The following is a 25,623-nucleotide window of genomic DNA, read 5'->3' as shown; positions in this document are numbered from 1 at the left end:
CCCCGGCGCCGTTTACTTGCCGAGCGCGCGGGCGGCGTAATACGGCCCGTCGGAAACGCCGGCCCAGCCGCGCATCAGCTTCAGCGATCGCTCAAAGCTCTCATAGATCCGCTTCTCGATGCCGCTGCGTCCGGCAGCCGCGCGCACATCATAAGAGGCTTCCGCCATCCGCTTCACCACGTCTTCGGGGAAAGAGCGCATCTGCACGTTATGCTCGCGCACCAGCAGGTCGAGGTGCACGGAGTTCTGATAGGTGAACTCGCCCAGCGTGCGGTGGTTGATCGACTCGCAAGCTGCGCGGAAAATTGCCTGTTCGCTTTGCGTCAGCCCGTCCCAGACCTGCCGGTTGATGCCTACGGCGAGGCTTGCGCCCGGTTCATGGAAGCCGGGGCCATAATAGTAGGGCGCCTCGCGGTGGAAGCCCAGCGCATAGTCGTTCCACGGACCGACCCATTCGGCGGCGTCGATCGCGCCGGTCTGCAGGGATTGATAGATTTCACCGCCCGCCAGCGCGATGGATGCCCCGCCAAGCGCGCGCAGCACTTCGCCGCCCTGTCCGGGAATGCGCATCTTGAGGCCGGCCATGTCGGAAACGGAGCGGATCTCCTTCCGGAACCAGCCGCCCATCTGGTGGCCCGTATTGGCGCCCTGGATGCACTTTATGCCGAACTGGCCGGAGAGTTCGTCCCAGAGTTCCTGGCCGCCGCCATAGTCGATCCACCCCATGATCTCCTGCGCCGTCATCCCGAAGGGCACAGCGGTGAAGAAGGGAAAGCCGGTGGACTTCGCCGTCCAGTAATACTCCGCGCCGTGATACATATCGGCCGAGCCGTTGGCGACCGCATCGAAGGACTCAAATGGTGGCACCAGCTCGCCGGCGGCGAAAACCTTGATCTCGATCAGCCCGTCGGTCATCTCGCCGATCCGCTCGGCCACCCGCTCTGCGGCGGTGCCGAGGCCGGGCAGGCCCTTCGGCCAAGTGGTCACCATGTTGAAGCGGCGCCGGTTGCGGCTGATGGCCGGGGTCGCCAGCACGGCGCCTGCCTTCGGTGTCGAAAACGTTGCGGCGGCGCCAGCTGCGCCAAGCACGCTCGCGCCGATCAGGTTGCGGCGGTTGATCATCGATGCCCTCCCCACGCGGCACGGTGTCTCCCGGCCGCAGGGCCGTCTTGTCCGTTTTGCCAGCGAAAAACTAGTCTTCGTCTCTCAAGGGCCGCCAGCGGTCGCCGTCAAGCACTTCCAGCGGCTGATAGCGCCGTTTGTAGTCCATCTTCGGGCTGCCTTTGACCCAGTAGCCCAGATAGACATGCGGCAGTCCCAGGTCATGCGCGTGCAGGATGTGGTCGAGGATGATGTAATGGCCGATGCTCTGGCGGCTCGCCTTTTCCGGATCGAAGAAGGTGTAGACCATCGACAGGCCGTCGCGCAGCACGTCGGTAATCGCGGCGGCCACCAGCGGCGCATCCTCTTCCGGCCCGTCGCGGTATTCGAAAATCAGGCTCTGCACCGGGCTGCCGCCAACCATGGCCACATAGTCCCGGTAGGTCATGTCCGACATGCCCCCATTGTCATGGCGGGTCGTTACGTAGGTCTTGAGCAGGCGGAACTGTTCGCGCGTCGCCTGCGCGGCAACCGGGCGGCGCACCAGATGCTCGTTCTTCGCAATCGCCCGGCGATCGTTCCGGCTCAGCTCGAAATCCCGCGTCACCACGCGCACGCTCTTGCACGCATTGCAGCGCGCGCAGGCCGGGCGGTAAGCGATGGACTGGCTGCGGCGGAATCCCGACTGGCTGAGCACGTTGTGCAAAGCATCAGCTTCCGGAATGGCGAGGTTCGTAAACGCCTTCCGTTCTTTCCGGTCAGGCAAATAAGGGCAGGGGCTGGGGTTCGTCACGTAGAACCTCAGCGACCGCTCCAGGCCCGCTGGCAGAAGATGTGAATCCGCAAATTTCATCGTGGTGAAACGATACACCGCGCCGCGAATCCGCCAAGTGGCGTTTTCGGGGCAGGGGCGAATGTGCTGCAAAAATGCAACGCCGGTGTGCTCCGGCGGTGACAGATCAACCGCCGATATGCACCTGCAGGCTGATGCGCCGGTTGGCGGCAAGGTGGGGCTGGCCAGCTTCCAGCGGGCGCGTATCGGCAAATCCGGTTACGGACGTCACCCGCTCAGCGCCAAATCCGGCAGCTTCCAGCGCCCGGCGCGCTTCATTGGCCCGCTGGGAAGAAAGCTCCCAGTTGGAATATCCGCTGCCCGCCATCGAGAAAGCGTCGGTATGGCCCTCGATGGAAACAGGGAAAGGCGTGCCCGCCAGCACGGCAGCGGCAGAGGCGACCAGCGCCCGGCCATCTTCGGTCAGCGCGCCGCTGCCCGTCTCAAACAGGGGGCGGCCTGCCGTATCGACCAGTTCGATCCGCACGCCTGCCGCGTCAGCGGCAAAGCGCACGCTCTCACCGGCAGTCGCCAGATCGCCCGAAAGTGTCAGATTTTCGATCAGCCTGTCGGCTTCCGACGCTGCCAGCAGCGTGCTCTGCGAAACCGTCACGCGGTTGCCGGTGAACTCGGCGGCAATCGCCGCGCGGTCTTCCCGCGAAACGCCGCTGACCAGCCAGAGCAGCATGAAAAACGCAACGAGGGCCGTCAGGAAGTCGGCATAGGCCAGCTTCCAGGTGCCCTGTTTGCGAGCAGGCATGACGAGCCTTCTGCCCGTCTGCCGCCGAGAGGTCGTGGCGAATGCCATTGCTCTTTTGCGTCCGATCCTTCTGATGGATGAGGCCGGTGTAGCAGGTCGTGGTGAAGGCCACGCTTTCGCGAGGGGTGGGATTTCTTTGAAATTCGCTCTAATTGGCCCTGAATTCATGAGGAGATTGGCATGGCACGCACCGCATTTCTGGGTCTTGGGGTGATGGGGTTCCACATGGCGGGCCACCTTGCGAAGGTCGGCCACCAGGTCACCGTCTGGAACCGCAGCGCGGCGAAGTCCGCCGCTTGGGCGGCCGCGCATAAGGGTGAGGTCGCCAAAGACCCCGCCTCCGCCGTCTTCGGCGCCGAATATGTCCTCATGTGCCTTGGCGATGATCCGGATGTGCGCGCCGTCTTCGATGCCTTCGAGCCGAGCCTCGGCGCAGGCATGACCGTCATCGACCACACCACGGCCTCCGCCGCGCTCGCCCGCGATCTCGACACCCGCTGCCGCGCGAAGGGCGCCCACTTCATCGACGCGCCGGTTTCGGGTGGCGAGGCCGGTGCCGTCAACGGCAAGCTCACCATCATGTGCGGCGGCGAGGAAGACGCCTTCGCCAAGGCCGAGCCCGTAATGGATGCCTTCGCCCGCGCCGTCACCCTCATTGGCCCCAGCGGCGCAGGCCAGCTTGCCAAATCCGTCAACCAGATCTGCATCGCCGGCATCGTCCAGGGCCTCGCTGAAGCCCTCCACTTTGCCGACAAGGCCGGCCTCGACGCGGAGAAAGTCATCGCCGCGATCTCCGGCGGCGCCGCGCAAAGCTGGCAGATGGAAAACCGCTGGAAAACCATGACCGATGGCAAGTTCGATTTTGGCTTCGCAGTCGACTGGATGCGCAAGGATCTCCGCATCACGCTCGACGCGGCCCGCGAGAATGGCGCAAGCCTTCCCCTCACGGCGATGGTGGACCAGTATTACGCCGATGTTCAGGCCATGGGCGGCAGTCGCTGGGATACCTCCAGCCTGATCGCCCGCCTCAACCGGAAGGACTGACCGAATGGGCATTTGCCGCGTCGACATCCACCTCGCCGATGGCGAAGCCTTCGACATTGCCCTTCGGGTGGTAAAAGCGGCAGATCCCTTCGACTATCTGGTTCTCCAGCCCGAACAGAAAGACCGGCGGCTGATCCAGGTCTACATGCGCGATGGGCCGGCCCAGTCCCTGCTGGACAACCTCCAGTCAGTGCTGGAAGATCGCAAGAACTGGCGCATCACGGTCGCTTCGCTCGATGTCACAATCCCGAAGTTGCCCGAGCCGAAAGACGAAAAGAAAAACGCCCGCCAGCAGAATACGCGCGAAGAGCTGTATGTGCAGGTCTCCAGTGGCGCCAAGCTCGACCGCGATTTCATCGTCATGGTCATCCTGTCGACCATTGTGGCGGCCATCGGGCTGGTGTCGGATGGGGTCGCGGCAGTCATCGGCGCCATGGTGATTGCGCCTCTGCTCGGGCCGATCCTCGGCTTTGCCATGGGCGCCGCGCTAGGCGAGCTGGCGCTGCTGCGGCGCGGTATCCTCACGCTGTTGGCGGGGATCGGCATTGCGCTGGCCGTTTCGTTTGCCCTCGCGATGATCATGCCGCCCAACTGGGAAAGCCGGGAACTCATGTCCCGCGCGGAAGTGCGCCTTGATGGCCTGGCCCTCGCCATGGCGGCGGGCGGGGCGGCGGCGCTGTCGGTCACGCGCGGCGCCTCCTCGGCGCTCGTCGGCGTCATGGTCGCTGCGGCCCTGCTGCCACCGGGCGCCGCCTTCGGCCTGTTCCTTGGCTATGGCGAATGGCAGCTGGCCCTGCGCGCTGCGCTGCTGCTCAGCCTCAATGTGGCCGCGCTGATCCTCTCGGCGCTGATCGTCTTCCGCCTGCGCAAGATCCGTCCCCGGACATGGATCGAACAGCAACATGCAGACCGTGCAGTCTGGCTGAATGCGGCGCTCTCGGGCATCTTCCTGCTTGTGTCGATTGCCCTTATCCTGCTGCTCGACCTTGGCCAGACTGTCGACATCGGCAACTGAAGGAGCGGGCAGGTGGCAAAGTACGAAGCTAAAACGAAGCAGACGGAGCTCAGCCCCGAAGGCTTCATCGCCGCGATGGAAGATGGCTCCCGCAAGGCGGACGCGCAGGTGGCCCTCAAATGGATGAGCAAGGTCACCGGCCTCAAGCCGAAAATGTGGGGCCCCTCCATCATCGGCTTCGGCCGCTATGCCTACACCTATGACAGCGGCCATTCCGGCGAAGCGATGCTCACCGGCTTCAGCCCCCGCAAGGCCAATTTCGTCTTCTACATCATGCCCGGCTACGAGGATCAGGCCGCCCAGCTCGCCCGCCTCGGCAAGCACAAGCTCGGCAAGTCCTGCCTCTACATCAACAAGCTCTCCGATATAGACATGTCCGTCCTGGAGGAGATCGTGCAGGACGGCGTCGCCTACATGCGGAAGAATTATCAGACCTGGGACGAATAGCGCCCCGGCGAAATCTCAGAACGCCGGTATGTCCAGCATCGTGATGGCGTCGTTCAGGATTTCCTCGCCCAGAAGCTGCGCATAGGTTTCCACCGCGCTTTCGAATTTCGGGTTCTGCACGTCGGCAAAGCTCATGCCGCATTGCGAGGTCGCAATGGCCAGCGCGTTGAGGCTGAAATTCATCAGCGCCGTATTGGCTTCCTGCTTCTGCTCTTGCAGCGCGTGAACCATGACTTGCTTCACATTCGCTTTCAGTGCCGACGTTGTGTTACTTTTCATACACGTCGCCAGCCGGTCGGGATCGAAGTCGGCTGCGGCGGGCAGGGCGAGGCAGGCGACCGCTGCTGCGGCAATAACAGAACGGAACATGGTTCGTCTCCGGAGCTTGTGAATATCCCGGCGAGATTACCCCAGCCCGCCTCCCTGCGAAACGAAGGAACGCAGATTCCCTGCCTGTGGGTTTACATCCGGCCGCGAGCGCCTACCTTGTTCATCTCCGATTCATGCAAGACGCGCCGCGCGCAAGGTCTGGCCGACTTAAACACTCCTCAAGAACGATTGGATTTCCCATGACCCAGGTCAAAAACGGTGACACCGTACACATCCACTATACCGGCACGCTGAAAGACGGCTCCACCTTCGACAGCTCTGCCGGCCGCGACCCGCTGACCTTCCAGGTCGGCTCCGGCCAGATCATTCCGGGCCTCGATGTCGCCATTCCCGGCATGGCCGTGGGCGACAAGAAAACCGTCAACGTGCCGTGTGACCAAGCCTATGGCCCGGTCAACCCGTCCATGCGTCAGGATATTCCGAAGGCGGAGTTTCCGGACAATGTGCCGTCGGAAGTCGGCACGCGCCTCCAGATGCAGGCCCAGAATGGTCAGGTCATTCCGGTCGTCATCGTCGCGTCGGACGAAAATTCCGTCACGCTCGACGCCAACCACCCGCTCGCCGGGCAAGACCTGATCTTCGACATCGAACTCATGGCCATCGACGCGGCCGCGTAGGTTTTTTGCTTTTCAATACCCCCGGATGCGCAAAGCGCGTGTCCGGGGGTATTTTTTTGACGGTGACTGCGGGGCTTACCCGCCCAGCTTCTCCGCCGCCTTTTCCGCAAAGTAGGTGATGATCCCGCTCGCGCCCGCGCGCTTGAAGCACATCAGGCTTTCCATCATCACGCGGTCGCCGTCGATCCAGCCATTCTGCGCGGCGGCCATGATCTGCGCGTATTCGCCGGACACCTGATAAGCCAGCGTCGGCACGCCGAAGGTGCTGGAAACGCGCTGCACAATGTCCAGATACGGAAGACCCGGCTTCACCATCACCATGTCGGCGCCTTCGGCAAGGTCCAGCGCCACTTCGCGCAGCGCCTCGTCCGAATTGGCGGGGTCTTGCTGATAGGTTTTTTTGTCGCCCTTCAGGGCGGTGGCAGAGCCGATGGCTTCCCGGTAAGGCCCGTAAAAGCCGCTCGCATATTTCGCCGCATAGGCCAGGATCATCGCATTGGTAAAGCCTTCTTCCTCGAAGGCATAGCGGATGGCGCCAATGCGCCCGTCCATCATGTCCGAAGGGGCCACCACATCTGCGCCCGCGCCCACATGCGTAAGCGCCATCTCCACAAGCCGCTCCACGGTCGCATCATTCGGAATGGTCCCGTCCGGGTCCAGCAGGCCGTCATGCCCATGCGCCGTATACGCATCAAGCGCCACATCGGTAATCAGGCCCACTTCCGGCGCTGCGTCCTTCATGGCTTTCAGCGCGCGCGGAACAAGGCCGTCGGGCGAGAGCGCGCCGGTGCCTTCCTCATCCTTGCCCTCCGGGCCGATGTAAGGGAACAGCGCAATCGCCGGAATGCCCAGCGCTTTGGCGCGCTTGGCCGTCAGGGCGGCTTCCGCCACGCTGAGGCGGTCCACGCCGGGCAGGGATTTCACCGGCACGCGGCCCTCGCCATCATGCACGAACACGGCCCAGACAAGGTCTGCGGGGGTGAGAACATTCTCCGCCACGAGGCTGCGCGTCCAGGGGGCCTGGCGCAGGCGCCGCATGCGGGTTCCGGGAAAGGATTGTGGAAACTGTGTCATATCCGCTCCTTGCGCCTCTTCCGGCGCCTTCACAACCAGCCCAAACGCCGCGCCATGAAACACCGGTCGCGCACGATCAGGCCGTTATCATCCTGGATCGATTCAATCTCGATCATCCATTTTTCCATCTTCTTCCGGGGCAGCTCCTTGAAGCCGTTCTTGCGATAGAACGGGCCATTCCAGGGCGGATCGCGGAAGGTGGAGAGCGTCACGCGCTTCAGGCTCCGGTCCTTGGCTTCCAGCATCACGCGGCTCATCAGCGCGCTGCCCACGCCGCCGCGCCCATGCGCCGGGTCCACGCTGATCTGGTCGAGGTAGAGCCAGCCCTCGCGCACGGAAGTCAGCGCAAAGCCGGCCAGCTCGCCCTGGCCGTGGCGGGCCACATGCAAATGCCCGCTGCGCATCGCCTCGCGCAGCACATCGGCCGGCACATGATCGCCCAGCTGCGCCTCGGGCAGCAGCCCGGTCCCCTCAAACACCTTGCCAGCCGCCAGGTCTATCTCGATCAGCGCCGGAATTTCCTCCGGCGCCGCGCCGGTGATCATATACCCGGCAGGCGGGCGTCGGATTGACATGGACAGGGCCTCAAACGACAAGCGGGGCCAAAGACTTAAGACAATCGGAGGGCCGAGCCAATGAGCCTAATCTTCACGGATGAGCAGCAGATGATCGCCGACATGGCGGCCAAATTCGCCGCTGACAAGCTCGGCCCGCATTCCGAAGCCTGGGACCGGGACAGTCATTTCCCTGTCGATGTCATCAAATCGGCGGCCGAACTTGGCTTTGCCGGCATCTATGTGAAGGAAGAAGTCGGCGGCTCCGGCCTCACGCGCACAGACGCCGCGCTGATCTTCGAGCAGCTCTCCTATGGCGATGTCTCCACCGCGGCCTTCATCTCCATCCACAATATGGCGAGCTGGATGATCGACACGTTCGGCTCGGACGCCCAGCGCCAGCATTGGCTCCCGCGCCTCACTTCCATGGAGCTGATCGCCTCCTACTGCCTCACAGAGCCGGGCGCGGGGTCTGACGCCGCCAGCCTCAAGACCAAGGCCGTCAAGGATGGCGACGATTACGTCATCACCGGCACCAAGCAATTCATCTCCGGCGCAGGTACGTCCGATGTCTACGTCCTCATGGCGCGCACCTCCGAAGATGGCGCCAAGGGCGTCTCCGCCTTCATCATCGAGAAAGACACGCCGGGCCTCTCCTTCGGCGCCAATGAGCGCAAGATGGGCTGGAAATCCCAGCCGACGCGTCAGGTCATCCTTGATGGCGTCCGCGTGCCCGCCGCCAATCGCATCGGGCAGGAAGGCCACGGCTTCCGCTTCGCCATGGCGGGCCTCGATGGCGGGCGCCTCAACATCGCCGCCTGCGCCCTCGGCGGCGCCCAGCTCGCGCTGGACAAGGCCGTCGCGTACGCCAAAGAGCGCGAGCAGTTCGGAAAGCCCATCGCCGCGCTGCAGAACACCCAATTCAAGCTCGCCGACATGGAAACCGAGCTTCAGGCTGCCCGCCTTATGCTTTACGAAGCCGCCGGCCGCCTCGACCGCAAAACGCCAGACGCCACCCGCTGGTGCGCCATGGCCAAACGCTTCGTCACCGACACCGCCTTCAAGGTCGCCAACGACGCGCTGCAGATCCATGGCGGCTATGGCTACCTCGCCGATTACCACGTCGAACGCATCGTCCGGGATCTGAGGGTCCACCAGATCCTCGAAGGCACAAACGAAGTGATGCGCGTCATCATCAGCCGGGATATGCTGAAGGGCTAGGGCGCCGCCCTCCGGTCCCCAACAGCCCGGCTAGACGCGCCTCACCCCTCTCCCTTGGGAGAGGGGCTGGGGTGAGGGGGCGACGCATCCTTCGGGCGATAGGTCGCCTCGCGTGCGCCTCCACCCCAAACAATCCCAAACCCGCCGTTATCCCGCCGTCTTCTTCGGCAAAACCCTCGCCCATCAATCGCGGGGCTAAAACATGCTGAAGAAAATCCTGATCGTCCTCTGCGTGCTCATCGCCGCGCTCTGGCTGCGCAACACCAGCCTGTTCACGCCGCCGGCCTCCGATGGTCCGCCCCGCTTCATTTCCCATCGCGGCGTCCACCAGACCTATCACCGCGTCGATCTGGAGCGGGACACCTGTACCGCGATCCGCATCGATCCGCCGACGCATGAATTTATCGAGAACACGCTGCCCTCCATGCAGGCCGCCTTCGAGGCCGGGGCAGAGATCATCGAGATTGACGTTCACCTGACCTCCGATGGCGAATTTGCTGTCTTCCATGACTGGACCCTGGAGTGCCGCACAGAGGCAGAAGGCCAGACCAACAAGACGCCCATGAGCCTCATCCGTACACTGGACGCAGGCTACGGCTACACCGCAGATGACGGGCAGACCTTCCCGCTGCGCGGCAAGGGCGTCGGCATGATCAAATCGCTTCCCGAAGTGCTTGATGCGTTCCCTGAAGGTCGCTTTCTCATCAACTTCAAAAGCCGCCGCCCCGTCGAAGGCCGCGTGCTGGCAGAGATGCTGGAGGAACCCCCCCCCCGCTGGCGCGCGCAGGTCTGGGGCGTCTATGGCGGGCCCATTCCGGTGGACGCCCTGGTCGAGCGCATTCCGGACATGAACCATTTCACCAAGGGCAGCGCGAAAGATTGCCTGATCGACTATCTGCTTATGGGGTGGTCGGGCTTTGTGCCCGATAGCTGCAAGAACACACTCGTCCTCATGCCCGTTGAGTATGCGCCGCTGATCTGGGGCTGGCCCCGCGCCTTCGAGGCCCGCATGAATGCGGCTGGCTCCACCGTCATCCTCTTCGGAACGCCCGGCGGCACAGGCAATGACGGCACGCCCGGCACCGACACGCCTGAGCAGCTCCGCAAAGTCCCCAAAGGCTTCGGCGGCTATGTCTGGACAGACCGGATCGAGATCACCGGCCCCGCGCTTCCGGCCCAGCCATAGGCGTCAGTGTCGCGGCACCCGGTCCCGTATCCGGTCAAACCCCTCCCTGATCGCGGCAAAACGTGCCTCGATATACGGCTCGAACTGCAAGTCGGTGAAGATGTGCGGCCAGTCGCCCTCGATCGCTTCGCGCACCAGCTCGCCGACATAGAGCGGGTCAATCCCGCTGGCGATGGCGTTGGTGATGGTTTGCAACATCTCCGTTCCCGGACCATCTGCTTCCGTTTCTGGGATCTGCCCGGCAAAGCGGCCCGGAATATGGCGGCGCGAGTCGAGAATATTGGTGCGGATAATGCCGGGGCACAGCACCGAAACGCCAATACCGCGCGCGGCCAGCTTCGGCCGCAAGCCTTCCGAAAGGGCTACAACGCCAAACTTCGTCACGTCATAGGAGGGGTTGGTTGCTGCGATCATGCCGGCGATGGAGGCGGTGGACACGATCTGCCCGCCCTCGCCATGCGCTTCGATCAGCGGCCCGAATATCTCGATGCCCCAGACGACCGACATCAGATTGACGCCAATCACCCAGTTCCAGCCCGCATCGTTCCAGCTGCCATAATCGCCCCCGCCGCCCACGCCGGCATTGTTGACGAGAATGTGCACCTTGCCAAACCGCGCGATGGTTTCATCGGCGGCGCGTTGCAGATTGTCCTTGAGCGACACATCCGCCACCACGCCGTCAACATCGGCATTGGTCGCGCGCAGGCCTGCCACAGCCTTGTCCAGCGCGTCCTTCTCGATGTCGCACAGCATCACCTTCACGCCCGCCTGCGCCAGTGCCGTGGCGATGCCGAGGCCGATGCCGGACGCGGCCCCGGTTACGAACGCGGTTCTTCCCTCCAGTTTCTTCATTGGTTTCCTCCCTTGGTTTTTTTCGATCATGCGCCTGGCCATGGGGCCGCGCAATCGAGCGGGCAGGCTCACGCTGCGTTACCTCGGGCGAGTCAATCAGGGGAACTACCTGTTGCAAGAGCCCCGAAGTCTGGTTTCAGTCGTGGAAAAATGACACCGGGGAGGAACAATGCCGGATACAGAAACCATCTACGCGACCTTTGAGCGTGCCGCCGAGAAATGCGCCGATCCCGCGCCGTTGATCTATCAGCGCCTCTTCGAACTGCGCCCGGAATTCGAACCGCTGTTTGACATGGATACCGACGGCGGCGTGCGCGGCTCCATGGTGCAGACCTGTTTTGATGCCATCCTCGGCCTCCTGGAGGGCGAGCCCTCCCAGCGCGTCATCATCTCGTCGGCGCGCTTCAGCCACACAGGCTACGGCCTCGTGGAGGCAGACCTGGACCTGATGTTCGGCGTCATCCGCGACACATTCCGCGAACTCCTCGCTGATGAATGGACAGGCGAAGACGAGACGGCCTGGTCAAATCTTCTTCAGGAGATTGCCGCCATCGATTGATCCTCTAATCTGCCGTCAGGGCGATCAGCAGAGGGCATCCCATATGAGCGACAAGACGAACGGCACCTTCGGCGGCATCTCGCGGCTTAATCACTGGCTTGGCGCGCTGCTCTATCTGGGAATGCTGGCCGTCGGCTTCACGCTCGCTTTCGATCTGCTGACGCGCGAGCAGGCCGGCCCGCTCCGCGACCTGCACAAGGCAACGGGCACGGTCCTGCTCGTCTTTGCGTTCTGGCGCATCGTCTGGCGCTTCCGCGAGGGCTTCCCCGCGCCGGTCGCCGGTGTCCCGGCCTGGCAGGCAGCGGCCTCCCGCGCGGTGCATTGGGGGCTCATCCTCTGCATTCTCGCCATGCCGCTTTCGGGCGTGTTGATGTCGCTCTTCGGCGGCCGCGCCATCGACATCTACGGTCTCTTCTCCATTCCGGGCTTCTCGAAGGTGGAGAGTATCCAGCAATTCGCGCGCAGCCTCCACGGTCTCGTGCCGTATGCCTTCGTGGCCCTGATCCTCGCCCACACCCTCGGCGCCCTGAAGCACGCGCTGCTGGACAAGGACGCCACACTCGCCCGCATGATCAGCAGCAAGCAGGCGGCCTGATCCTAAAGTCCGAACACGCGTGCCGCCGTCCCTCCCAGGAAGGCTGCGCGCGTGCTTTCTTCCAGGTTCATCTCGTCCAGTCCCTCCAGGGCCTTGCCCGGCGTGATCATCGGATAGTTGGTGCCGAACATCACCTTGTTGCGCCCGTTGGTCTTCAGGAATTTCACCAGCGCATCGGGATACCGCTTCACGGTATAGGCAGAGGTATCGATATAGACGTTCTCATGCTTGGTCGCGACGGCAATGGCCTCGTCCGTCCACGGATAGCCGATATGGCCGCCTACGATGGCCAGTTCGGGGAAGTCCAGGGCAACCTGATCGAGATAGACCGGTCGGCCGGGCTCAGAGGGCATCAACGGCCCGGTATGGCCGATCTGTGTGCAGAATGGCACACCGGTTTCACAGCAGGCAGTATAGACCGGATAGAAGCGCCGGTCGGTCGGCGGTGTCTCCCACAGCCAGGGCAGCACGCGAATTGCCTTGAACCCCAGCTCCTCGACGCAGCGGCGAACCTCCCTCAGCGCCAGCGAGGGCTTTGAAATGTCGACAGAGCCGACCCCGACAAACCGGCCGCCGGACTGGGCGACAAATTCTGCAACTTCATCATTGGAGATCATCACATTGCGCGGGGCGTACCATGCGCTGATCAGCATCCTGTCGACGCCGCCTGCATCCATGGCGGCCAGGGTCCGCTCCACGGGCAGGGCTGTCTGCGGGGCCGATGTCTGGCGGTTCCATCGCCGCAGGGAGTCGAAGATCGGGTCCTGGGAATGTCTGAGTGTCGGGTGTTGTCCCCAGGCATCGATGATCACCGGGCGGCTCCGTTGATGGATTGTTTAGAGTAACGCTCTAGAGTATCACTCCAATATGTCGATTTCAAGCGCCGAAAAGATCATGCTGGCCGCGCGCCAGATTCTCGATGCCGATGGCTTCGCCGGGTTGACCGTGGCCGCGGTCTGCGCCCGTGCGGGCGTTTCCAATGGCAGCTTCTTTCATGCTTTCGCCTCCAAGGATGCGCTTGCCGCCCATCTCTGGATCGACTGCCTGTCGAGTTACCATAATGCGATGATCGCAGCCGTTGCGGGCAATCCCGCGCCGGAGGAAGGGCTGCGCGCTCTGGTCCTGGCCCATTTGAAATGGGTGGAGGCAAACCGGCCGGCGGCGCTCCTTATGTTCCGGCATGTGCAGGCCGAATGGCGCGAACTCGTGCGCGATCGTCAGGGGGCCGAAAACCAGCGTTTCGGGGCTGCGCTCTCGGCCTGGCGCGATCCATGGGTTGCGGCAGGCCGTCTGCATGAGTTGTCGGGGGAATTGTTCGCAGCATTCCTGATTGGCCCGGCCCAGCTTGTCTGCCGGGGCTGGCTGGATGGCCGCGCCACCAGGAAGCCCTCAGCCAGCGCGCGCCAGCTCGCCGATGGGGCTGTGCGGTCCATCCTGCGGGCTGGCTGACAGCGCAAACCGCAGTCACTCTTTAGTCAGCCTTATTGCCAATTTCGCCCACGGCGGCATAATCGCCTCCTGACGACCCGCCGGAATGCACAAGGCGGGCAGGGAGGAAAACATGCAGGTCACCCCGCTGGCAGGCGCCGGCGCTGAGATTACAGGCGTCGACATCCGCAATCTCACCGCTGACCAGTTCGCCGCAATCCAGGGCGCCTATGCCGATCATGGCGTCATCTTCTTCCGCGACCAGTCGCTGAGCGAGGATGACCATATCGCCTTTGCGCGCCGCTTCGGCCCGATCAACATCAACCGCTTCTTCCTCGCGCATGAGCGTTATCCGGAAATTGCGCTGGTGCTGAAGGAGAAGGAACAGAAGTCGAATATCGGCGGCGGTTGGCATACGGACCATTCCTATGATGCCGAGCCTGCCATGGGGTCGGTTCTCGTCGCGCGCCAGTTGCCGGATGCCGGCGGCGATACATGGTTTGCCTCCATGTATACGGCCTACGAAACACTGGACGAAGCCACAAAGAAAGAGATTGAAACCCTGCGCGCGGTCCATTCCGCCAAGCATATCTTCGGATCGGGCGATAATAACTTCTATAAAGCCAATGAAGATACTGATGGCCGCATCGGCAATACTTCAGCCGCCGACGCGCTGCAGGACGTGACCCACCCCGTCGTCATCACCCATCCGCTCAGCGGCAAGAAGGCGCTCTATGTGAACCCGGCCTTCACGATACGGATTGATGGTTATGACGAAGAGGCGTCATCCGCGCTGCTCTCGCGCCTCTATGCCCATGCGATGAAGCCCGATCACGCCCACCGGTTCAAATGGCGGGAAGGCTCGGTTGCCTTCTGGGACAACCGCTCCACCTGGCATTGGGCGATGAATGATTATCATGGCGAGCGGCGCCTGATGCACCGTATCACCATCGAAGGCTGTGCGCTGAATTGAAGTAGGTAAGCTACGCCCCGGCCCGTAAGCGGGCCGTGGGGGCCTCAATCCATCCGGAATTCGACGCCGATTTCGCGGCCACTCTGCCACCGCTTCATACAGGTACGCGGATACTTGAACTGCGGCAGCGTCATCTGGAACTCGTCGGGCAGCGACACGCCCTCCGGCAGGCAGATGCGTGCCCCGCCGGGCGAAATGTCGCGCAACTCGCACTCCAGCCGCTTGAACAGGCCCAGGCGCACATACACCTTTCCTTCCACGCGGATGCGCTGCCCACGCCGGTTATACTGCATGAACGGCGTATGGTTGATTTGATGGCGAGGTTGGGTCATGGGGATGGCCAGAAGATCGCTGTTGGAAATCTAACATGTCACGGACAGGTAAAATCCGGTCAAAAGGCATCGGTTTAATTCAATAGATTCAAGTTAATTCATTTTTACGCCTAGGGAGGGGTTTAATGAGCGAAGAAGTCCTTATCCGGAGTGTCGGCGGGATCGGCCGTATTACATTGACGCGTCCGTCAGCTCTCCACGCCCTCAACACGCCTATGTGTGCCGGCATCCTCGCCGCCCTCACGGCCTGGAAAAACGATCCCGCAATCCATCTGGTCTGGATTGACCATCAGGAAGGCACACGCGGCTTCTGTGCGGGCGGCGACATTCGCATGCTTGCCGAAAGCGGCGCGGGCGACGCATCCGAGGCGCGCGAATTCTTCCGCACCGAATATCGCATGAACGCTGCGCTCAAAGCCTTCCCCAAGTCGGTTCTGGCTATTCTCGATGGCGTCACCATGGGCGGCGGCGTCGGCCTCTCCGTGCATGGCTCCCACCGCGTCGCAACAGAGCGCACGCTGTTTGCCATGCCCGAAACCGGCATCGGCCTCTTCCCGGATGTTGGTGGCGGCTGGTTCCTCCCGCGCCTGCAGGGCGAGGTCGGCACATGGCTCGCCCTCACAGGCGCGCGCCTCAAGGGCGCCGATGTCGCCGCCTGCGGTGTTGCCACACATTATCTTCCCTCGGAGGAATTGCCCGCCCTCGCTGCCCGGCTTGAAGCGGCTGATTTCTCTGCGGACGCGCAGGCGCGTCTCGACGCCATCCTCGCCGCGGTCTCACGCAAGGTGCCCCCGCCGGGCTTTGCGGCCCATCTCGAAACGTTGAACCGCTGCTTCGGCAAGGAAACCGCTGAAGAGATCGTCCGTTGCCTTGAGGCGGACTCGAGCGACTGGGCAAAAGGCGAAGCCGTCACCCTGCGCAGCAAGTCGCCCGAAACGGTGAAGGTCTCGCTGCGCCAGTTGCGCGAAGGCTCAAAGCTGGAAAGCTTTGAAGACAACATGCGCATGGAATTCCGCATCGGCTGGCGCAAGGTCCAGAGCCGCGATTTCCAGGAAGGCGTGCGCGCTGTCATTATAGATAAGGACAATGCGCCCGTCTGGTCGCCCGCGCGTATAGAAGATGTCTCCGATGAAGATGTCGCGCGTTACTTCGCGCCGCTCGGCGCTGATGAGCTGACATTCCCGGAATAAAGCATACTGCGACCGACTAATCTGTAATTCATAAGACAAAAGCCGCCCGGATACTTTCCGGGCGGCTTTTTTCTGCAAGTTGTGCCGAAATGAAACGGAAAGAGGCGGCAAAACCCGTTACGGGGAAGTAACGGTTAATGAATTCTCTGATTTGTTTACCAACATCATTTGAAACCGTGTTGTGCTTATCAATTTATTAGGCCCGCTCCTGTAAATCTACTCAAACTACAACAAAAGTTGAGTAAAAGTTGAGTGGTGGTGAATATGATGATGATGGACATGCAGGAAACTGCAAACGGCACAATTGGCGAATCTTTCCTGAAGTCGCTTTCGCTTCTGGAGCAGGCACATCGCCGTCTCCATGATGTTGTGAAGGATGATCTGGAGCGTGGTGGCGAGCGGTCGCTGACCGGCGTTCAGGCTCTGCTCCTTTACGAGATTGGCGAAGGGGAAGCGCCTGCTTCGGTCCTGCGTGCCCGCGGTGCCTTTGCCGGTACGAGCCTTTCTTACAACGTGAAGAAACTTCAGGAAGGTGGCTACCTCGTTCAAACCCGTTCGGAAGACGACAAGCGCACGGTAACGCTGCGTCTGACGGAGCGCGGCAAAAAAGTCCGTGCACGGGTTGAGAAACTGTTCGAGAAGCAGGCAACTGCGCTTGAGCCGACCGCCAGCGTCCGCGCTGACGATCTGTCCCAGCTCAACAAGACCATCTCGCGTCTTGAGCGTTTCTGGTCCGACCAGATCCGTTATCGTCTCTAAGAGCTTTGGGGGAAGCATCCGGCCCGCTGCAAGGCGGGGCAGGATGCCCAAGGGGCAAATGGGGGAAACCCCGGAGCGCAGATGGGGCGCTCCGGGGTTTTCTTTTGTCTGTGGGCGGATAACCGTTCCGGCTGGCGAAGGCCGATAGGGGGGTAATAGGGGGCCAGAAGGGGGCTTTGCCCGCCGGCAAAATCCTTTTACATGCCATCGCAGTTTTCCCGCAGTCGCAGGCCCGCCCATGAAACTCTATGCCGTCTTCGTCGGGGGCGATCATCCCCGCGCCAATATCGAGGTGCACGATCTGCGCGCCGTGGTCGGCGAAAGCCTTGAGGCGACCATCCCGGCCCTGCGTGCAGGCTGGTGGGGCAATCCCTCCTCGCTTCACATCGATGGTTATGCCGAGCTTACCGAGGTCGATGGCTGGCAGGTGGAGGTCGTCCCCGGCCGCCCATCCGCGCCGCCTGCGCGCCGCCTCTGGTTTGTGAACCTGGGTGGCTACACGCCCGGCCTCTTCGGCGAGCAGCACAACTACCTCTTCCTCGCCGGGGCAGACAAAGCCGAAGTCTGGAGCCGCGCCCGCGCGCTCTCGCCGGAATGGACCAGCCGCCATAAAGACAACTTCGTCTCCATCGACGAGATGATCGACGTGAACGGCCTCCTCGAAGCCGAAGGCTGGCACCTTCGCCTCGACCATCCCGCGCCCGGCACACACCCGTCCCGCATCGTATCGGACTATATCAAACTGTGATCCACTGTGTCCCAAACTGTCCCTGAAATGCCTCAAAAAGACACAGTCTGACACGGCGCGTCCCCTTTTCGGCAGGATGCAACCCGCCCCCTCTCCCTCCGGGAGAGGGCCGGGGTGAGGGCCTCCGCCCTCTCGGCTCCGTCATCCCGGTTTCGCTGCAAGCGAAGACCGGGACCCAGCAAAGCCCGCCCATCCTTCGACTTCGCTCAGGATGAGCTTCTTGGGCACAGCATTTCGGAGCTCATCCTGAGCGAAGTCGAAGGATGGGCGGGCTCCCTATCCAACAAAAAATCCCGTCAAACCGGCCGCAACTCCGCGCTTTCCGGAAATCGTATCCCCCCCTCCGCCGGCTGACATATACTCAGCCTCATGACACCCCAGATCGCCCGCCTCTACGCCCACGTATTGCCAGTCTTCTGGCCATACCTCTGGCTGCAATTGCGCGCGATCTTCAAACGGCAGGATGTCGAGCTTCGCACCCTCCTCATCGCCGTCACCAAATGGGGCCGCATCCACATCGTCAGCGTCGGCGACCATTGGCGCGCTTATAAAAAGCCCGAACGCACGAAACCGGAATGGAGCGATCCCCGCTGGGAATCCGATCTCCCGACGAACCTCGCCCAGGCCCCGCTGGAGTTTTCCTGTCGTTTTGGGGACGCCTCAGGCGCCCCACCTCCCGAAGCTCATCCTGAGCGAAGTCGAAGGATCAGCGGGCACGCCCCCGACACGTCCTAAGCGCCCGCCAACCCGCAGCACACCCCACCGGCCACGCCCCAAAGCGTGCGTTCCGGCCAGCGGCGCTGCCTCAAACAAAAACAAGGCTTCACCCTGTGGAATTTTCTCCATAAGGTAGTTTCATGCGGGGGATTATCTCAGTCATTACGGTCGGCGCCACGGCGTCCGGCATTGCCGAAGCGGCGCCCTGGGTGCAGGAGGATGGCGGCTGGTATGCCCGCGGCCTCGTCGCCCGCGACAGCCTCAACGGCGTCGAAGGCTGGCGGGCCGACCTCTATGGCGAATACGGCCTCACCTCGAAAACCACGCTCACCCTGAAGAATGAGGCGGTGAAATACGCCGATGCTCCGGCCTTCGATCAGGAAAACTGGCGCCTCACCGCCCGGCGCACGTTCGGCAGCTACAAGGGCTGGACCGCCGGCGCCGAAGTCGGCGTCTTCCACGGTGCCACGCTCAATGGCAGCGCCGCCAGCGGCCTCATCTTTTGTGAGGGCGCTGGCTTTGAAACGCGTCTTGGGGGCGGTTGGTCCGGCTATTACCGGGAAAAGGCGTTCTACATCTTCAGCGATGTCGCCCATCTCTCGCAGGGAGATCAGTGTGGCCGCACACGGATCGAAATGGGCTATGGTCAGGATCTGACAGACCGCATCTTCATCGGCCAGCAAATCTGGTTTGAAGAAAGCAAGATCAGCGATCGTTCGGTGAAAACCGAAACCCAGCTGGGCGTTCATTTCAGATCTTTCGATCTTTCCCTCGGTTACCGGGAAGAGATCGGCGGAGCCTTCAATGAAAACGCCGTTCTGGTTGCTGTCGTGATGAAGCGCTGAGCGCTTATTCCGGAGCGGTTTCTTCTGCCGGGGCAGTCTCGGGCTGGTAGCCGGTCTCGATCATCAGATAGGCGATCACGCCCAGACGGTCGCTTTCCTTGCGGACGCCGGCAAAGCTCATCCGGTTACCCGGCACAAAGGTACGCGGGTTCTGCAGCCAGTGGTCGAGCTGTTCCGGAGTCCAGATGAAGCTCTCGGCGGCCAGGGCCGGCGAATAGGCAAAGTCAGGCGCCGCAGCGACCTGCCGGCCAAAGATGCCATGCAGGTTCGGGCCAACAAGGTTCCCCGCCCCTTCCTGGGTGAGGTGGCAGGATTGGCAGAGTTTCCAGGTCCGCGCGCCGACCGCGTAATTGGCGGTGTTGTAAGGGGCGGGCAGGTTGGCGAATTCCGGGCTCGGCTCGCCCGGCGCGACGGCTGGTGTGGCAGGCGCCGCCGTGGTTGCCGGGGTGGTGGAGGCGGCCGGTTCGGCAGGCGCTTCCGGCGCAGGTCCGGAGCCGCCGCAGGCAGCAAGGGCGAGGGCGGCAATCAGGGCGATCGAGGCGGCAGCGGAAAAGCGCATCGGTTTCAATACCTTGTATCTGGCGGGATAAATGCACGGACATATTTGCCTTCCTGCGGGGCAAACTCAACCGCCAGCCTGTCGCAGCCAGCAGTTTGCAGGAAAGCTCGCACAATCAAGGCGCTGAGCCGGGCCGTCAAATCAGGCGGGCGGGGCGCAGCGCAATTGAGGACAGCGCTCTCCCGATCAGCTAGTCTTTCCGGCCCATGGCTGATTCTGCTTATCCCCGCCCGACGATCCGCAAACTCCCTGCCGATGTGGTCAACCGCATCGCAGCTGGTGAGGTTGTCGAGCGTCCTGCTGCTGCCGTGAAGGAGCTTGTGGAAAACTCCCTTGATGCCGGCGCGCGCAATATCGCCATCTCGATTGAGGAAGGCGGCCTGAAGCGCATCACCATCGAGGATGATGGCTGCGGCCTCTCCGCCGGCGATCTGCTGATTGCCCTGGAGCGTCACGCCACCTCCAAGCTCGCGCCCGATACCGAAGGCCGGGTGGACCTGCTCAACATCTTCACCATGGGATTTCGGGGCGAGGCGTTGCCCTCCATCGCCTCGGTCAGCCGCATGCGCATCGTCTCGCGCGCCGCCGGTGAAGAGGCGGCCGAGATCTTCTCCGAGGCTGGCCGCCTGGATGGTCCCCGTCCCGCCGCCTTCACAGGCCGCAGCGCGACCGGCACGCGCATCGACGTGAACGATCTATTCCACGCAACGCCTGCGCGTCTCAAATTCATGCGCGGCGAGCGCGCCGAGACGATGGCCGTCACCGATGCCGTCAAGCGGCTCGCCATGGCCAATCCCGAAATCGGCTTCACCCTTGAAAGCAATGGCCGCAACCTCTTCCGCTATGGCGGCGAAGCGGCAGGCGATGCGGGCCGGCTGAAACGCCTCGGCGCGATCATGGGCCGGGAGTTTTCGGACAATGCCGTCTCGGTCGACGCAACCCGCGAGGGCGTCCGCCTATCCGGTTTTGCCGGCTTGCCCACGCTCAATCGCGGCAATGCGCAGATGCAGTTCCTGTTCGTCAATGGCCGCCCGGTGAAAGACCGGATGCTGACGGGCGTTGTCCGCGCCGCCTATCAGGATTTCCTGGCGCGGGATCGCCATCCGATGGTGGCCCTGTTTGTCGATCTCGATCCGGAAGGCGTGGACGTGAACGTCCACCCGGCCAAGACCGAAGTGCGCTTCCGCGATGCGGGCGGCGTGCGCGGGCTTATGGTTTCGGCGCTACGCCATGCGCTGGCCGCTGCCGGTCACCGCGCCTCCACAACCGTTGCCGGTTACGCACTCGGCAAGGCGCGCGCCGAGCCCGAGCCGCAGGCGGGCTTCCTCTGGCAGGCGCCGCAGACGGGCGGCTATGTCCAGCGCCCGGTGATGCCGCCGCAATCCTATGCGCCGCGCCATGTCGAGGAAGACGCAGCGGATGCGCCTTACGCGCCGCGCGTCTTTGTGCCGGAGCCTGGCGCCCCGGAAGCAGCGCCCGCCGCGCAAGTGGTGAACGCCCCGCTCCCCGCGCCCGGCGCGCTGGCGGAGTATCCGCTCGGCGCGGCCCGCGCGCAGGTTCATGAAACCTATATCATTGCTCAAACGGCGGACGGTATCGTCATCGTTGACCAGCATGCTGCGCATGAGCGCCTCGTCTATGAGGCGATGAAGCGGCAGATGGCCGAAGGCGGTGTGCGCCGTCAGGCTCTGCTGATCCCGGATATCGTTGAGCTGTCAGAAGACGAAGCCGATCGCGTCACTGCCCGCGCCGAGGAACTCGCGGCCTTGGGCCTCGAGATCGAACCCTTTGGCCCCGGCGCAGTCGCCGTACGCGCAACGCCCGCGCTCTTTGGCGAGATGGATGCCGCCGGCCTCATCCGCGATCTGGCGGACGACTTTGCTGAGTATGAGGCCGGGCTCACCCTGTCTGAACGGTTTGAGGAAGTGATGGGCAACATGGCTTGCCGGTCCTCCATCCGCGCCGGGCGCCGCCTCGCGGCAGACGAGATGAACGCCCTGCTGCGCCAGATGGAGGCAACGCCTCATTCCGGCCAGTGCAATCACGGCCGGCCCACCTATGTAGAACTGAAGCTGGCAGACATTGAGCGCCTGTTCGGCCGCAGAGGATAGGACGAATGGAATTCAGCGCCCTGATTTTCGATTGCGATGGTGTGCTGGTCGATTCCGAAGCGATTGCCATTCAGGCCGAGCGAGATCTGCTGCGCAGCTGGGGCCTGGATTACGGGTTCGAAGCCTTCGTCTCCCGCTTCGTTGGCCTGCATAACCGGGACTTTTACGCAGCCCTGGCTGCGGATGCGGCGCGCCTTGGCGTGATGCTTCCGGAAGGCTTCGGGCAGCAATTGCAGGCAAACAACTGGGCGCGCTATGAAGCGGAGCTGACCGCTATTGAAGGCGTTGCCGACGCAGTCGCCGCATTTGGCGGGCCGCTTGCCGTCGCCTCATCCTCCGAAGCCGCAAAGCTCGTCCGCAAGCTGGAAATTACCGGCCTCCACGATCTCTTCATGCCGCATATCTATTCGTCGGATCTCGTGACGCATGGCAAACCCGCGCCTGATCTTTTCCTTCTGACAGCGGAGAAACTTTCGGCGGCGCCGGAAGGCTGCCTTGTGATTGAAGATAGCGTCAATGGCGTGACAGCGGCGCGCGCGGCCGGAATGACCGCCTGGGGCTTTACCGGTGGTGGCCATGCCGATGCGGAGCTTGCCGCGCGTCTCACCGATGCGGGGGCACATGCGGTCTATGCCACGCATGCCGAAATTGCCACCGCGCTGCGCGGGCGCTAGCTTGCCAGCATGATCAACCGCCGCTCCGTTCTCACTGGCCTTTCCGGCCTCGCGCTTGCTGCCTGCGCCCATCGGGGCGCCTTGCATATTCCCGCGTCATCTGCGCGCCGCCGGATTGAGGATCTCGTTCTTTCCGCCATCGTGCCCGCCGCAGGGCTCGTGGTGCGCCAGCATGGAGAGATCATATTCGCGCATGCCGAAGGCCGCGCGCAGGGCGCCGGCGGCGAGGCAGGCGCTGTTTCCTTCACGCCTGACACGGCGATGCGGATTGCGTCTGTCTCAAAGCTAGCGGTGGCCCTCACCGTCCATCGTCTTGCCGCCGCCGGGGGGATCGATCCGGATGCAGACATTCGATCTATGTTTTCCCCGGCGCTCATCAATCCGCATTTCCCGGATGCGGCCATCACGCTCAATCACCTGCTCAGCCATACAGCCGGGCTGGAAGACCCGGACGTTTACTGGCGCGCCCTGCCGGGCCGCACGGAAGACCTGTTCACGCAAGGCATGTGGCGCACGCCCGATTGGGGGGTGCCTGGCAAAGGCTTCCGCTATGCCAATTTCGGCTATGGCCTCGCCGCACATGTTCTTGAGGTGCAGACCGGCGTTCGGTTTGATCGTCTGGCTGCGCGCGAGGTGCTTGGCCCCCTTGGCCTTGACGCTGGCTTCAACTGGTCAGGCGTTTCGCTGGCACAGCGCAGCCTTGGCGCGACACTTTACAGCCGCGCGGCGGAGGAAGGATGGCAGGTGGAAGTGGATGGGCCCGGCGCGCTGACCGCCTTGAAGCCAGCTGTGCTTATCGAGGATGGCTATTCGCTCGCTGACTATAAAACCGGTACCAATGGTACGCTGTTCAGCCCGCAGGGCGGCCTGCGGGCGAGCCTTCTGGACATGGCTGCGCTCGCTCGCGCAGCCGCAGCGGTCCCCGCTTTGGCAACGCCTCTCTGGCGCCATGATGCGGCCTGGCCCAATGGCGATGATGAAGCAGGTTATTTCGAGACGTTCGCAGCGGGCGCGCAGGTGCATGAAGCGGCCGCCTCGCCCATTCCCGGCGTCACGCTCATCGGCCATCATGGCGAAGCCTACGGACTTTATTCCGGCGCCTTCCACGCGCCTGCGCTCGACGCCGAAATCGCTTTTGCTGTTACGGGCACGTCCCAAGCGGGCACGGCCCGCGCGCCGCGTCATCCGGTGATGGTGGAGGCAACCGCTCCGCTCTGGGCGGCGGCGGAGGGCTTACTCGCCGCTCTCTGAAGTTTCTTCCGGTGCGGGCCTCGTGATTTCGAAACCGTAGGGCGTGCAGCTGCCCTGCGTGATATAGCGCTTGGCCACTTCAAACCGCGCACCAACCTCCGGGACCGGATCAAACTCATCCAGCGGCTTGTAGAAGGTAAGGCCTTCCGCATCGACCAGTTCGATGTCTTCATCCAGCACGCGGCTGACCGTCGCAATGGTCGTCATGAAGGCGTAGCTGCAAGGTCCGCCCACCATCGGCGTTCCAGGCATCGGCGCGGCGCAGGCGGCCAGCGAGAGGGAAACAGGCAGGATCAGGGCGGCGATCAGCTTCATGGATGGCGGTCTCTAGTTGGATATGCGCACCCACACTAGCTTTGCGGCGGCGCCGCGCAAGCGGGGGTCAACCCTCTTTCTTTGCAACGCTCTTGCTTGCTTTGCGGGCCTTTCCGCCCTTCTTGGCTTCGGCCTTTGCCTTGCGCAACCTGTCGGCGCCGCCACCGGCAACCCACCAGAAGATGCGCCAGCCTTCGGCAAAACTCAGCCTCGGTGTCGGCGCCAGCGTGCCTTGCTTCTCGGGGGCGGCCACCTTTGGTGCCCTGCGTTTTTTCTTCAGGGGGCGGACGGGCTCTGCCGGAACGGGCGGCGCCTCCACGGGCGTTTCCTCCTCCGTCATCTCCACCTGTGCCGGTGCGTTATCCGCTTCGAATTCCGGTTTTACATTCTTGAGGAGGTGTGCGTCCGAGAAGTCGATCGCCAGCTCCACCCAGAGCGGCAAATGGTCGGATATCTGCCAGGTCAGCCAGCGCTTGGAATAGTAATCCTTGTCCTTGCCGGCGTCGCGCGGGGCGCCATCCGGCTTCAGGTCGCGGTGGCGTGCCGGTAAGATGGGCGCATAATGTTCGTAATGATCGGGGCGATAGATTGACTGGTTCCAGTCGAACGCACCGGAAGACAGGAATGTCAGTTCGTTCTTGCGGGTGCGGAAGGAAATCTGGTCGTAATAGTGCGTCCCCAGAAGGTTTGATGGATACTGCTCCGGCGGCAGCTGGAACCCCGCCTTGGTCAGCGCGCCCATCGTCTCGTCCATCGGGTTTTTTATGTTGAAATCGCCCAGCAGGATATAATTCTCGTTCTCCCGCTCGGCGCGGCTGGCCATTTCCTTGGCGATGTATTCGATCTCGGAAACGCGGCGGGCATAGCCCTCGCTTCCCTTCGCCACTTCACCGAAATAAATGTGTACCGTGCACAGCGAAAATTTGAACCAGCCTGCCTGGAAGCTAACCATGAAGGGCGTGCGCGCAAATTGCTGCTCGCCGGGCAACAGGGCGTGTTTTGGCAGGACGATTTCGCCGACGATATTCCGGAAGCGGACCTTCCGGCTGTCATACACGAAACACATCCGTTCGCGGTTGCCGCTGGCGCCGGTGGTCACATCGGTGGTGATGAAATCCCAGCCAGGTCCCATAAGGCGGATCACATCCTTCAGAGGCCCGAGATCTTCGTTGACCTCCTGAATGGCGCACACATCGAAGGCGGAGAGTATCTCGGCAATGTAATGCAGGCTTTCGCGGCGGCGGGGGCCGTGGCGGAACTTGTTATTGTCGAAATCCCGTATGTTCCAGGTGCCGATGATGAGGCTGGAATCTTTTGTCCGGCGGGGCACGCCGCGCGGCGCGGGCGAAGCAAGCTGCGCACGCAGTTCCAGCAGGCGGCGCGAGGTCCAATCGCTTTCAGCTTCGGAAAACAATCTCCGGTTCCGGAGGTCGGTATACCAGACCATTCATGTCCCCATCGCGTTCTGCGGCTG

At 62.8% G+C, this 25,623-nt stretch carries 30 protein-coding genes; 18 read left to right on the top strand and 12 right to left on the bottom strand.

From position 1 onward, the window contains the following. Positions 1-12: 12 nt before the first annotated feature. From K1X12_RS15885 to K1X12_RS17130, 3 genes are all read right to left on the bottom strand, one after another. A complete protein-coding gene (locus K1X12_RS15885) occupies positions 13-1,122 on the bottom strand; it encodes a TRAP transporter substrate-binding protein (protein ID WP_220988580.1) in 1,110 nt (369 codons plus the stop codon). A 70-nt stretch (positions 1,123-1,192) separates the two neighbouring features. Next, complete coding sequence (locus K1X12_RS15880; protein WP_220988579.1) at positions 1,193-1,954, bottom strand: arginyltransferase; 762 nt, start codon at positions 1,952-1,954, stop codon at positions 1,193-1,195. Between the two features lie 106 nt (positions 1,955-2,060). After that, on the bottom strand, positions 2,061-2,693 hold the full coding sequence (locus K1X12_RS17130; RefSeq protein WP_304608261.1) for an OmpA family protein: 633 nt from the start codon (positions 2,691-2,693) through the stop codon (positions 2,061-2,063). A gap of 180 nt (positions 2,694-2,873) precedes the next feature. Between K1X12_RS17130 and K1X12_RS15870 the strand changes: the two genes are divergently transcribed. The 3 genes from K1X12_RS15870 to K1X12_RS15860 are packed head-to-tail and all read left to right on the top strand — an operon-like array spanning position 2,874 to position 5,199. Next, the gene (locus K1X12_RS15870) at positions 2,874-3,737 is read left to right on the top strand and encodes an NAD(P)-dependent oxidoreductase (protein WP_220988578.1); all 864 of its coding nucleotides are present in this window, start codon (positions 2,874-2,876) and stop codon (positions 3,735-3,737) included. Between the two features lie 4 nt (positions 3,738-3,741). Next, positions 3,742-4,752: a TIGR00341 family protein gene (locus K1X12_RS15865; RefSeq protein ID WP_220988577.1), complete on the top strand. Its 1,011-nt coding sequence runs from the start codon at positions 3,742-3,744 to the stop codon at positions 4,750-4,752. Between the two features lie 12 nt (positions 4,753-4,764). After that, positions 4,765-5,199: a DUF1801 domain-containing protein gene (locus tag K1X12_RS15860; RefSeq protein WP_369426142.1), complete on the top strand. Its 435-nt coding sequence runs from the start codon at positions 4,765-4,767 to the stop codon at positions 5,197-5,199. A gap of 15 nt (positions 5,200-5,214) precedes the next feature. Here the strand turns inward: K1X12_RS15860 and K1X12_RS15855 are convergent, their stop codons facing one another. After that, complete coding sequence (locus K1X12_RS15855; RefSeq protein WP_220988576.1) at positions 5,215-5,568, bottom strand: hypothetical protein; 354 nt, start codon at positions 5,566-5,568, stop codon at positions 5,215-5,217. A gap of 200 nt (positions 5,569-5,768) precedes the next feature. Here K1X12_RS15855 and K1X12_RS15850 point away from each other — a divergent pair, with 200 nt between their 5' ends. Then, positions 5,769-6,206 (top strand): FKBP-type peptidyl-prolyl cis-trans isomerase, encoded by a 438-nt coding sequence (locus K1X12_RS15850; protein WP_220988575.1) that lies wholly within the window; start codon positions 5,769-5,771, stop codon positions 6,204-6,206. 75 nt (positions 6,207-6,281) lie between these two features. Here the strand turns inward: K1X12_RS15850 and hemB are convergent, their stop codons facing one another. Next, entirely contained in the window at positions 6,282-7,280 is a 999-nt protein-coding gene (gene hemB / locus K1X12_RS15845; RefSeq protein ID WP_220988574.1) for a porphobilinogen synthase, read from the bottom strand. Positions 7,281-7,309: 29 nt separating this feature from the next. After that, positions 7,310-7,855: a GNAT family N-acetyltransferase gene (locus tag K1X12_RS15840; protein WP_220988573.1), complete on the bottom strand. Its 546-nt coding sequence runs from the start codon at positions 7,853-7,855 to the stop codon at positions 7,310-7,312. 60 nt (positions 7,856-7,915) lie between these two features. On the opposite strand from K1X12_RS15840, the gene K1X12_RS15835 reads away from it, so the two are divergent. Next, positions 7,916-9,055, top strand: a complete 1,140-nt coding sequence (locus tag K1X12_RS15835; protein WP_220988572.1) for an isobutyryl-CoA dehydrogenase — start codon at positions 7,916-7,918, stop codon at positions 9,053-9,055. 205 nt (positions 9,056-9,260) lie between these two features. Next, entirely contained in the window at positions 9,261-10,241 is a 981-nt protein-coding gene (locus K1X12_RS15830; protein WP_439649740.1) for a glycerophosphodiester phosphodiesterase family protein, read from the top strand. A 3-nt stretch (positions 10,242-10,244) separates the two neighbouring features. Here the strand turns inward: K1X12_RS15830 and K1X12_RS15825 are convergent, their stop codons facing one another. Next, positions 10,245-11,093, bottom strand: coding sequence for an SDR family NAD(P)-dependent oxidoreductase (locus K1X12_RS15825; RefSeq protein ID WP_220988570.1), 849 nt, complete (start codon positions 11,091-11,093; stop codon positions 10,245-10,247). Positions 11,094-11,262: 169 nt separating this feature from the next. On the opposite strand from K1X12_RS15825, the gene K1X12_RS15820 reads away from it, so the two are divergent. Further along, the gene (locus tag K1X12_RS15820; protein ID WP_220988569.1) at positions 11,263-11,652 is read left to right on the top strand and encodes a globin; all 390 of its coding nucleotides are present in this window, start codon (positions 11,263-11,265) and stop codon (positions 11,650-11,652) included. 43 nt (positions 11,653-11,695) lie between these two features. Further along, positions 11,696-12,247: a cytochrome b gene (locus K1X12_RS15815; protein ID WP_220988568.1), complete on the top strand. Its 552-nt coding sequence runs from the start codon at positions 11,696-11,698 to the stop codon at positions 12,245-12,247. Between the two features lie 2 nt (positions 12,248-12,249). On the opposite strand, the gene K1X12_RS15810 is transcribed toward K1X12_RS15815, so the two are convergent. Next, positions 12,250-13,059: an amidohydrolase family protein gene (locus K1X12_RS15810; protein WP_220988567.1), complete on the bottom strand. Its 810-nt coding sequence runs from the start codon at positions 13,057-13,059 to the stop codon at positions 12,250-12,252. A gap of 55 nt (positions 13,060-13,114) precedes the next feature. Between K1X12_RS15810 and K1X12_RS15805 the strand changes: the two genes are divergently transcribed. Continuing rightward, positions 13,115-13,696: a TetR/AcrR family transcriptional regulator gene (locus K1X12_RS15805; protein ID WP_220988566.1), complete on the top strand. Its 582-nt coding sequence runs from the start codon at positions 13,115-13,117 to the stop codon at positions 13,694-13,696. Positions 13,697-13,808: 112 nt separating this feature from the next. After that, positions 13,809-14,648, top strand: a complete 840-nt coding sequence (locus tag K1X12_RS15800) for a TauD/TfdA dioxygenase family protein (RefSeq protein ID WP_220988565.1) — start codon at positions 13,809-13,811, stop codon at positions 14,646-14,648. Positions 14,649-14,692: 44 nt separating this feature from the next. Here the strand turns inward: K1X12_RS15800 and K1X12_RS15795 are convergent, their stop codons facing one another. Beyond that, entirely contained in the window at positions 14,693-14,980 is a 288-nt protein-coding gene (locus K1X12_RS15795; RefSeq protein ID WP_220988564.1) for a PilZ domain-containing protein, read from the bottom strand. A gap of 125 nt (positions 14,981-15,105) precedes the next feature. Between K1X12_RS15795 and K1X12_RS15790 the strand changes: the two genes are divergently transcribed. From K1X12_RS15790 to K1X12_RS15770, 5 genes are all read left to right on the top strand, one after another. Then, positions 15,106-16,170 (top strand): enoyl-CoA hydratase/isomerase family protein, encoded by a 1,065-nt coding sequence (locus K1X12_RS15790; protein ID WP_220988563.1) that lies wholly within the window; start codon positions 15,106-15,108, stop codon positions 16,168-16,170. A gap of 264 nt (positions 16,171-16,434) precedes the next feature. Continuing rightward, the gene (locus tag K1X12_RS15785) at positions 16,435-16,929 is read left to right on the top strand and encodes a MarR family winged helix-turn-helix transcriptional regulator (protein ID WP_225908008.1); all 495 of its coding nucleotides are present in this window, start codon (positions 16,435-16,437) and stop codon (positions 16,927-16,929) included. 238 nt (positions 16,930-17,167) lie between these two features. Next, entirely contained in the window at positions 17,168-17,677 is a 510-nt protein-coding gene (locus K1X12_RS15780; protein WP_220988562.1) for a DUF1543 domain-containing protein, read from the top strand. Positions 17,678-18,046: 369 nt separating this feature from the next. Continuing rightward, positions 18,047-18,412: a hypothetical protein gene (locus K1X12_RS15775; protein ID WP_220988561.1), complete on the top strand. Its 366-nt coding sequence runs from the start codon at positions 18,047-18,049 to the stop codon at positions 18,410-18,412. Positions 18,413-18,534: 122 nt separating this feature from the next. After that, positions 18,535-19,239 carry a hypothetical protein gene (locus tag K1X12_RS15770; RefSeq protein ID WP_220988560.1) on the top strand — a complete coding sequence of 235 codons (705 nt, stop codon included), beginning with the start codon at positions 18,535-18,537 and terminating at the stop codon, positions 19,237-19,239. A 4-nt stretch (positions 19,240-19,243) separates the two neighbouring features. Here K1X12_RS15770 and K1X12_RS15765 read toward each other — a convergent pair whose 3' ends face one another. Next, positions 19,244-19,798: a c-type cytochrome gene (locus tag K1X12_RS15765; RefSeq protein WP_220988559.1), complete on the bottom strand. Its 555-nt coding sequence runs from the start codon at positions 19,796-19,798 to the stop codon at positions 19,244-19,246. A gap of 206 nt (positions 19,799-20,004) precedes the next feature. Here K1X12_RS15765 and mutL point away from each other — a divergent pair, with 206 nt between their 5' ends. Genes mutL through K1X12_RS15750 form a run of 3 tightly spaced genes read left to right on the top strand, consistent with a single transcriptional unit; the run spans position 20,005 to position 23,834 of the window. Further along, positions 20,005-21,909, top strand: coding sequence for a DNA mismatch repair endonuclease MutL (gene mutL, locus K1X12_RS15760; RefSeq protein WP_220988558.1), 1,905 nt, complete (start codon positions 20,005-20,007; stop codon positions 21,907-21,909). Between the two features lie 5 nt (positions 21,910-21,914). Then, complete coding sequence (locus tag K1X12_RS15755; RefSeq protein WP_220988557.1) at positions 21,915-22,583, top strand: HAD family hydrolase; 669 nt, start codon at positions 21,915-21,917, stop codon at positions 22,581-22,583. Positions 22,584-22,592: 9 nt separating this feature from the next. After that, positions 22,593-23,834: a serine hydrolase domain-containing protein gene (locus K1X12_RS15750; protein WP_220988556.1), complete on the top strand. Its 1,242-nt coding sequence runs from the start codon at positions 22,593-22,595 to the stop codon at positions 23,832-23,834. Here the strand turns inward: K1X12_RS15750 and K1X12_RS15745 are convergent. Together K1X12_RS15745 and K1X12_RS15740 are read right to left on the bottom strand one after the other, a co-directional pair. Continuing rightward, positions 23,817-24,149, bottom strand: a complete 333-nt coding sequence (locus K1X12_RS15745) for a hypothetical protein (protein ID WP_220988555.1) — start codon at positions 24,147-24,149, stop codon at positions 23,817-23,819. The genes K1X12_RS15750 and K1X12_RS15745 overlap by 18 nt on opposite strands. Positions 24,150-24,216: 67 nt before the next feature. Beyond that, positions 24,217-25,596 (bottom strand): endonuclease/exonuclease/phosphatase family protein, encoded by a 1,380-nt coding sequence (locus K1X12_RS15740; protein WP_220988554.1) that lies wholly within the window; start codon positions 25,594-25,596, stop codon positions 24,217-24,219. Positions 25,597-25,623 lie beyond the last annotated feature (27 nt).

It is taken from the genome of Hyphomonas sediminis, assembly GCF_019679475.1.
GTDB classification, from domain to species: Bacteria; Pseudomonadota; Alphaproteobacteria; order Caulobacterales; family Hyphomonadaceae; genus Hyphomonas; species Hyphomonas sediminis.
This window is presented reverse-complemented; position numbering and strand designations above follow the sequence as displayed.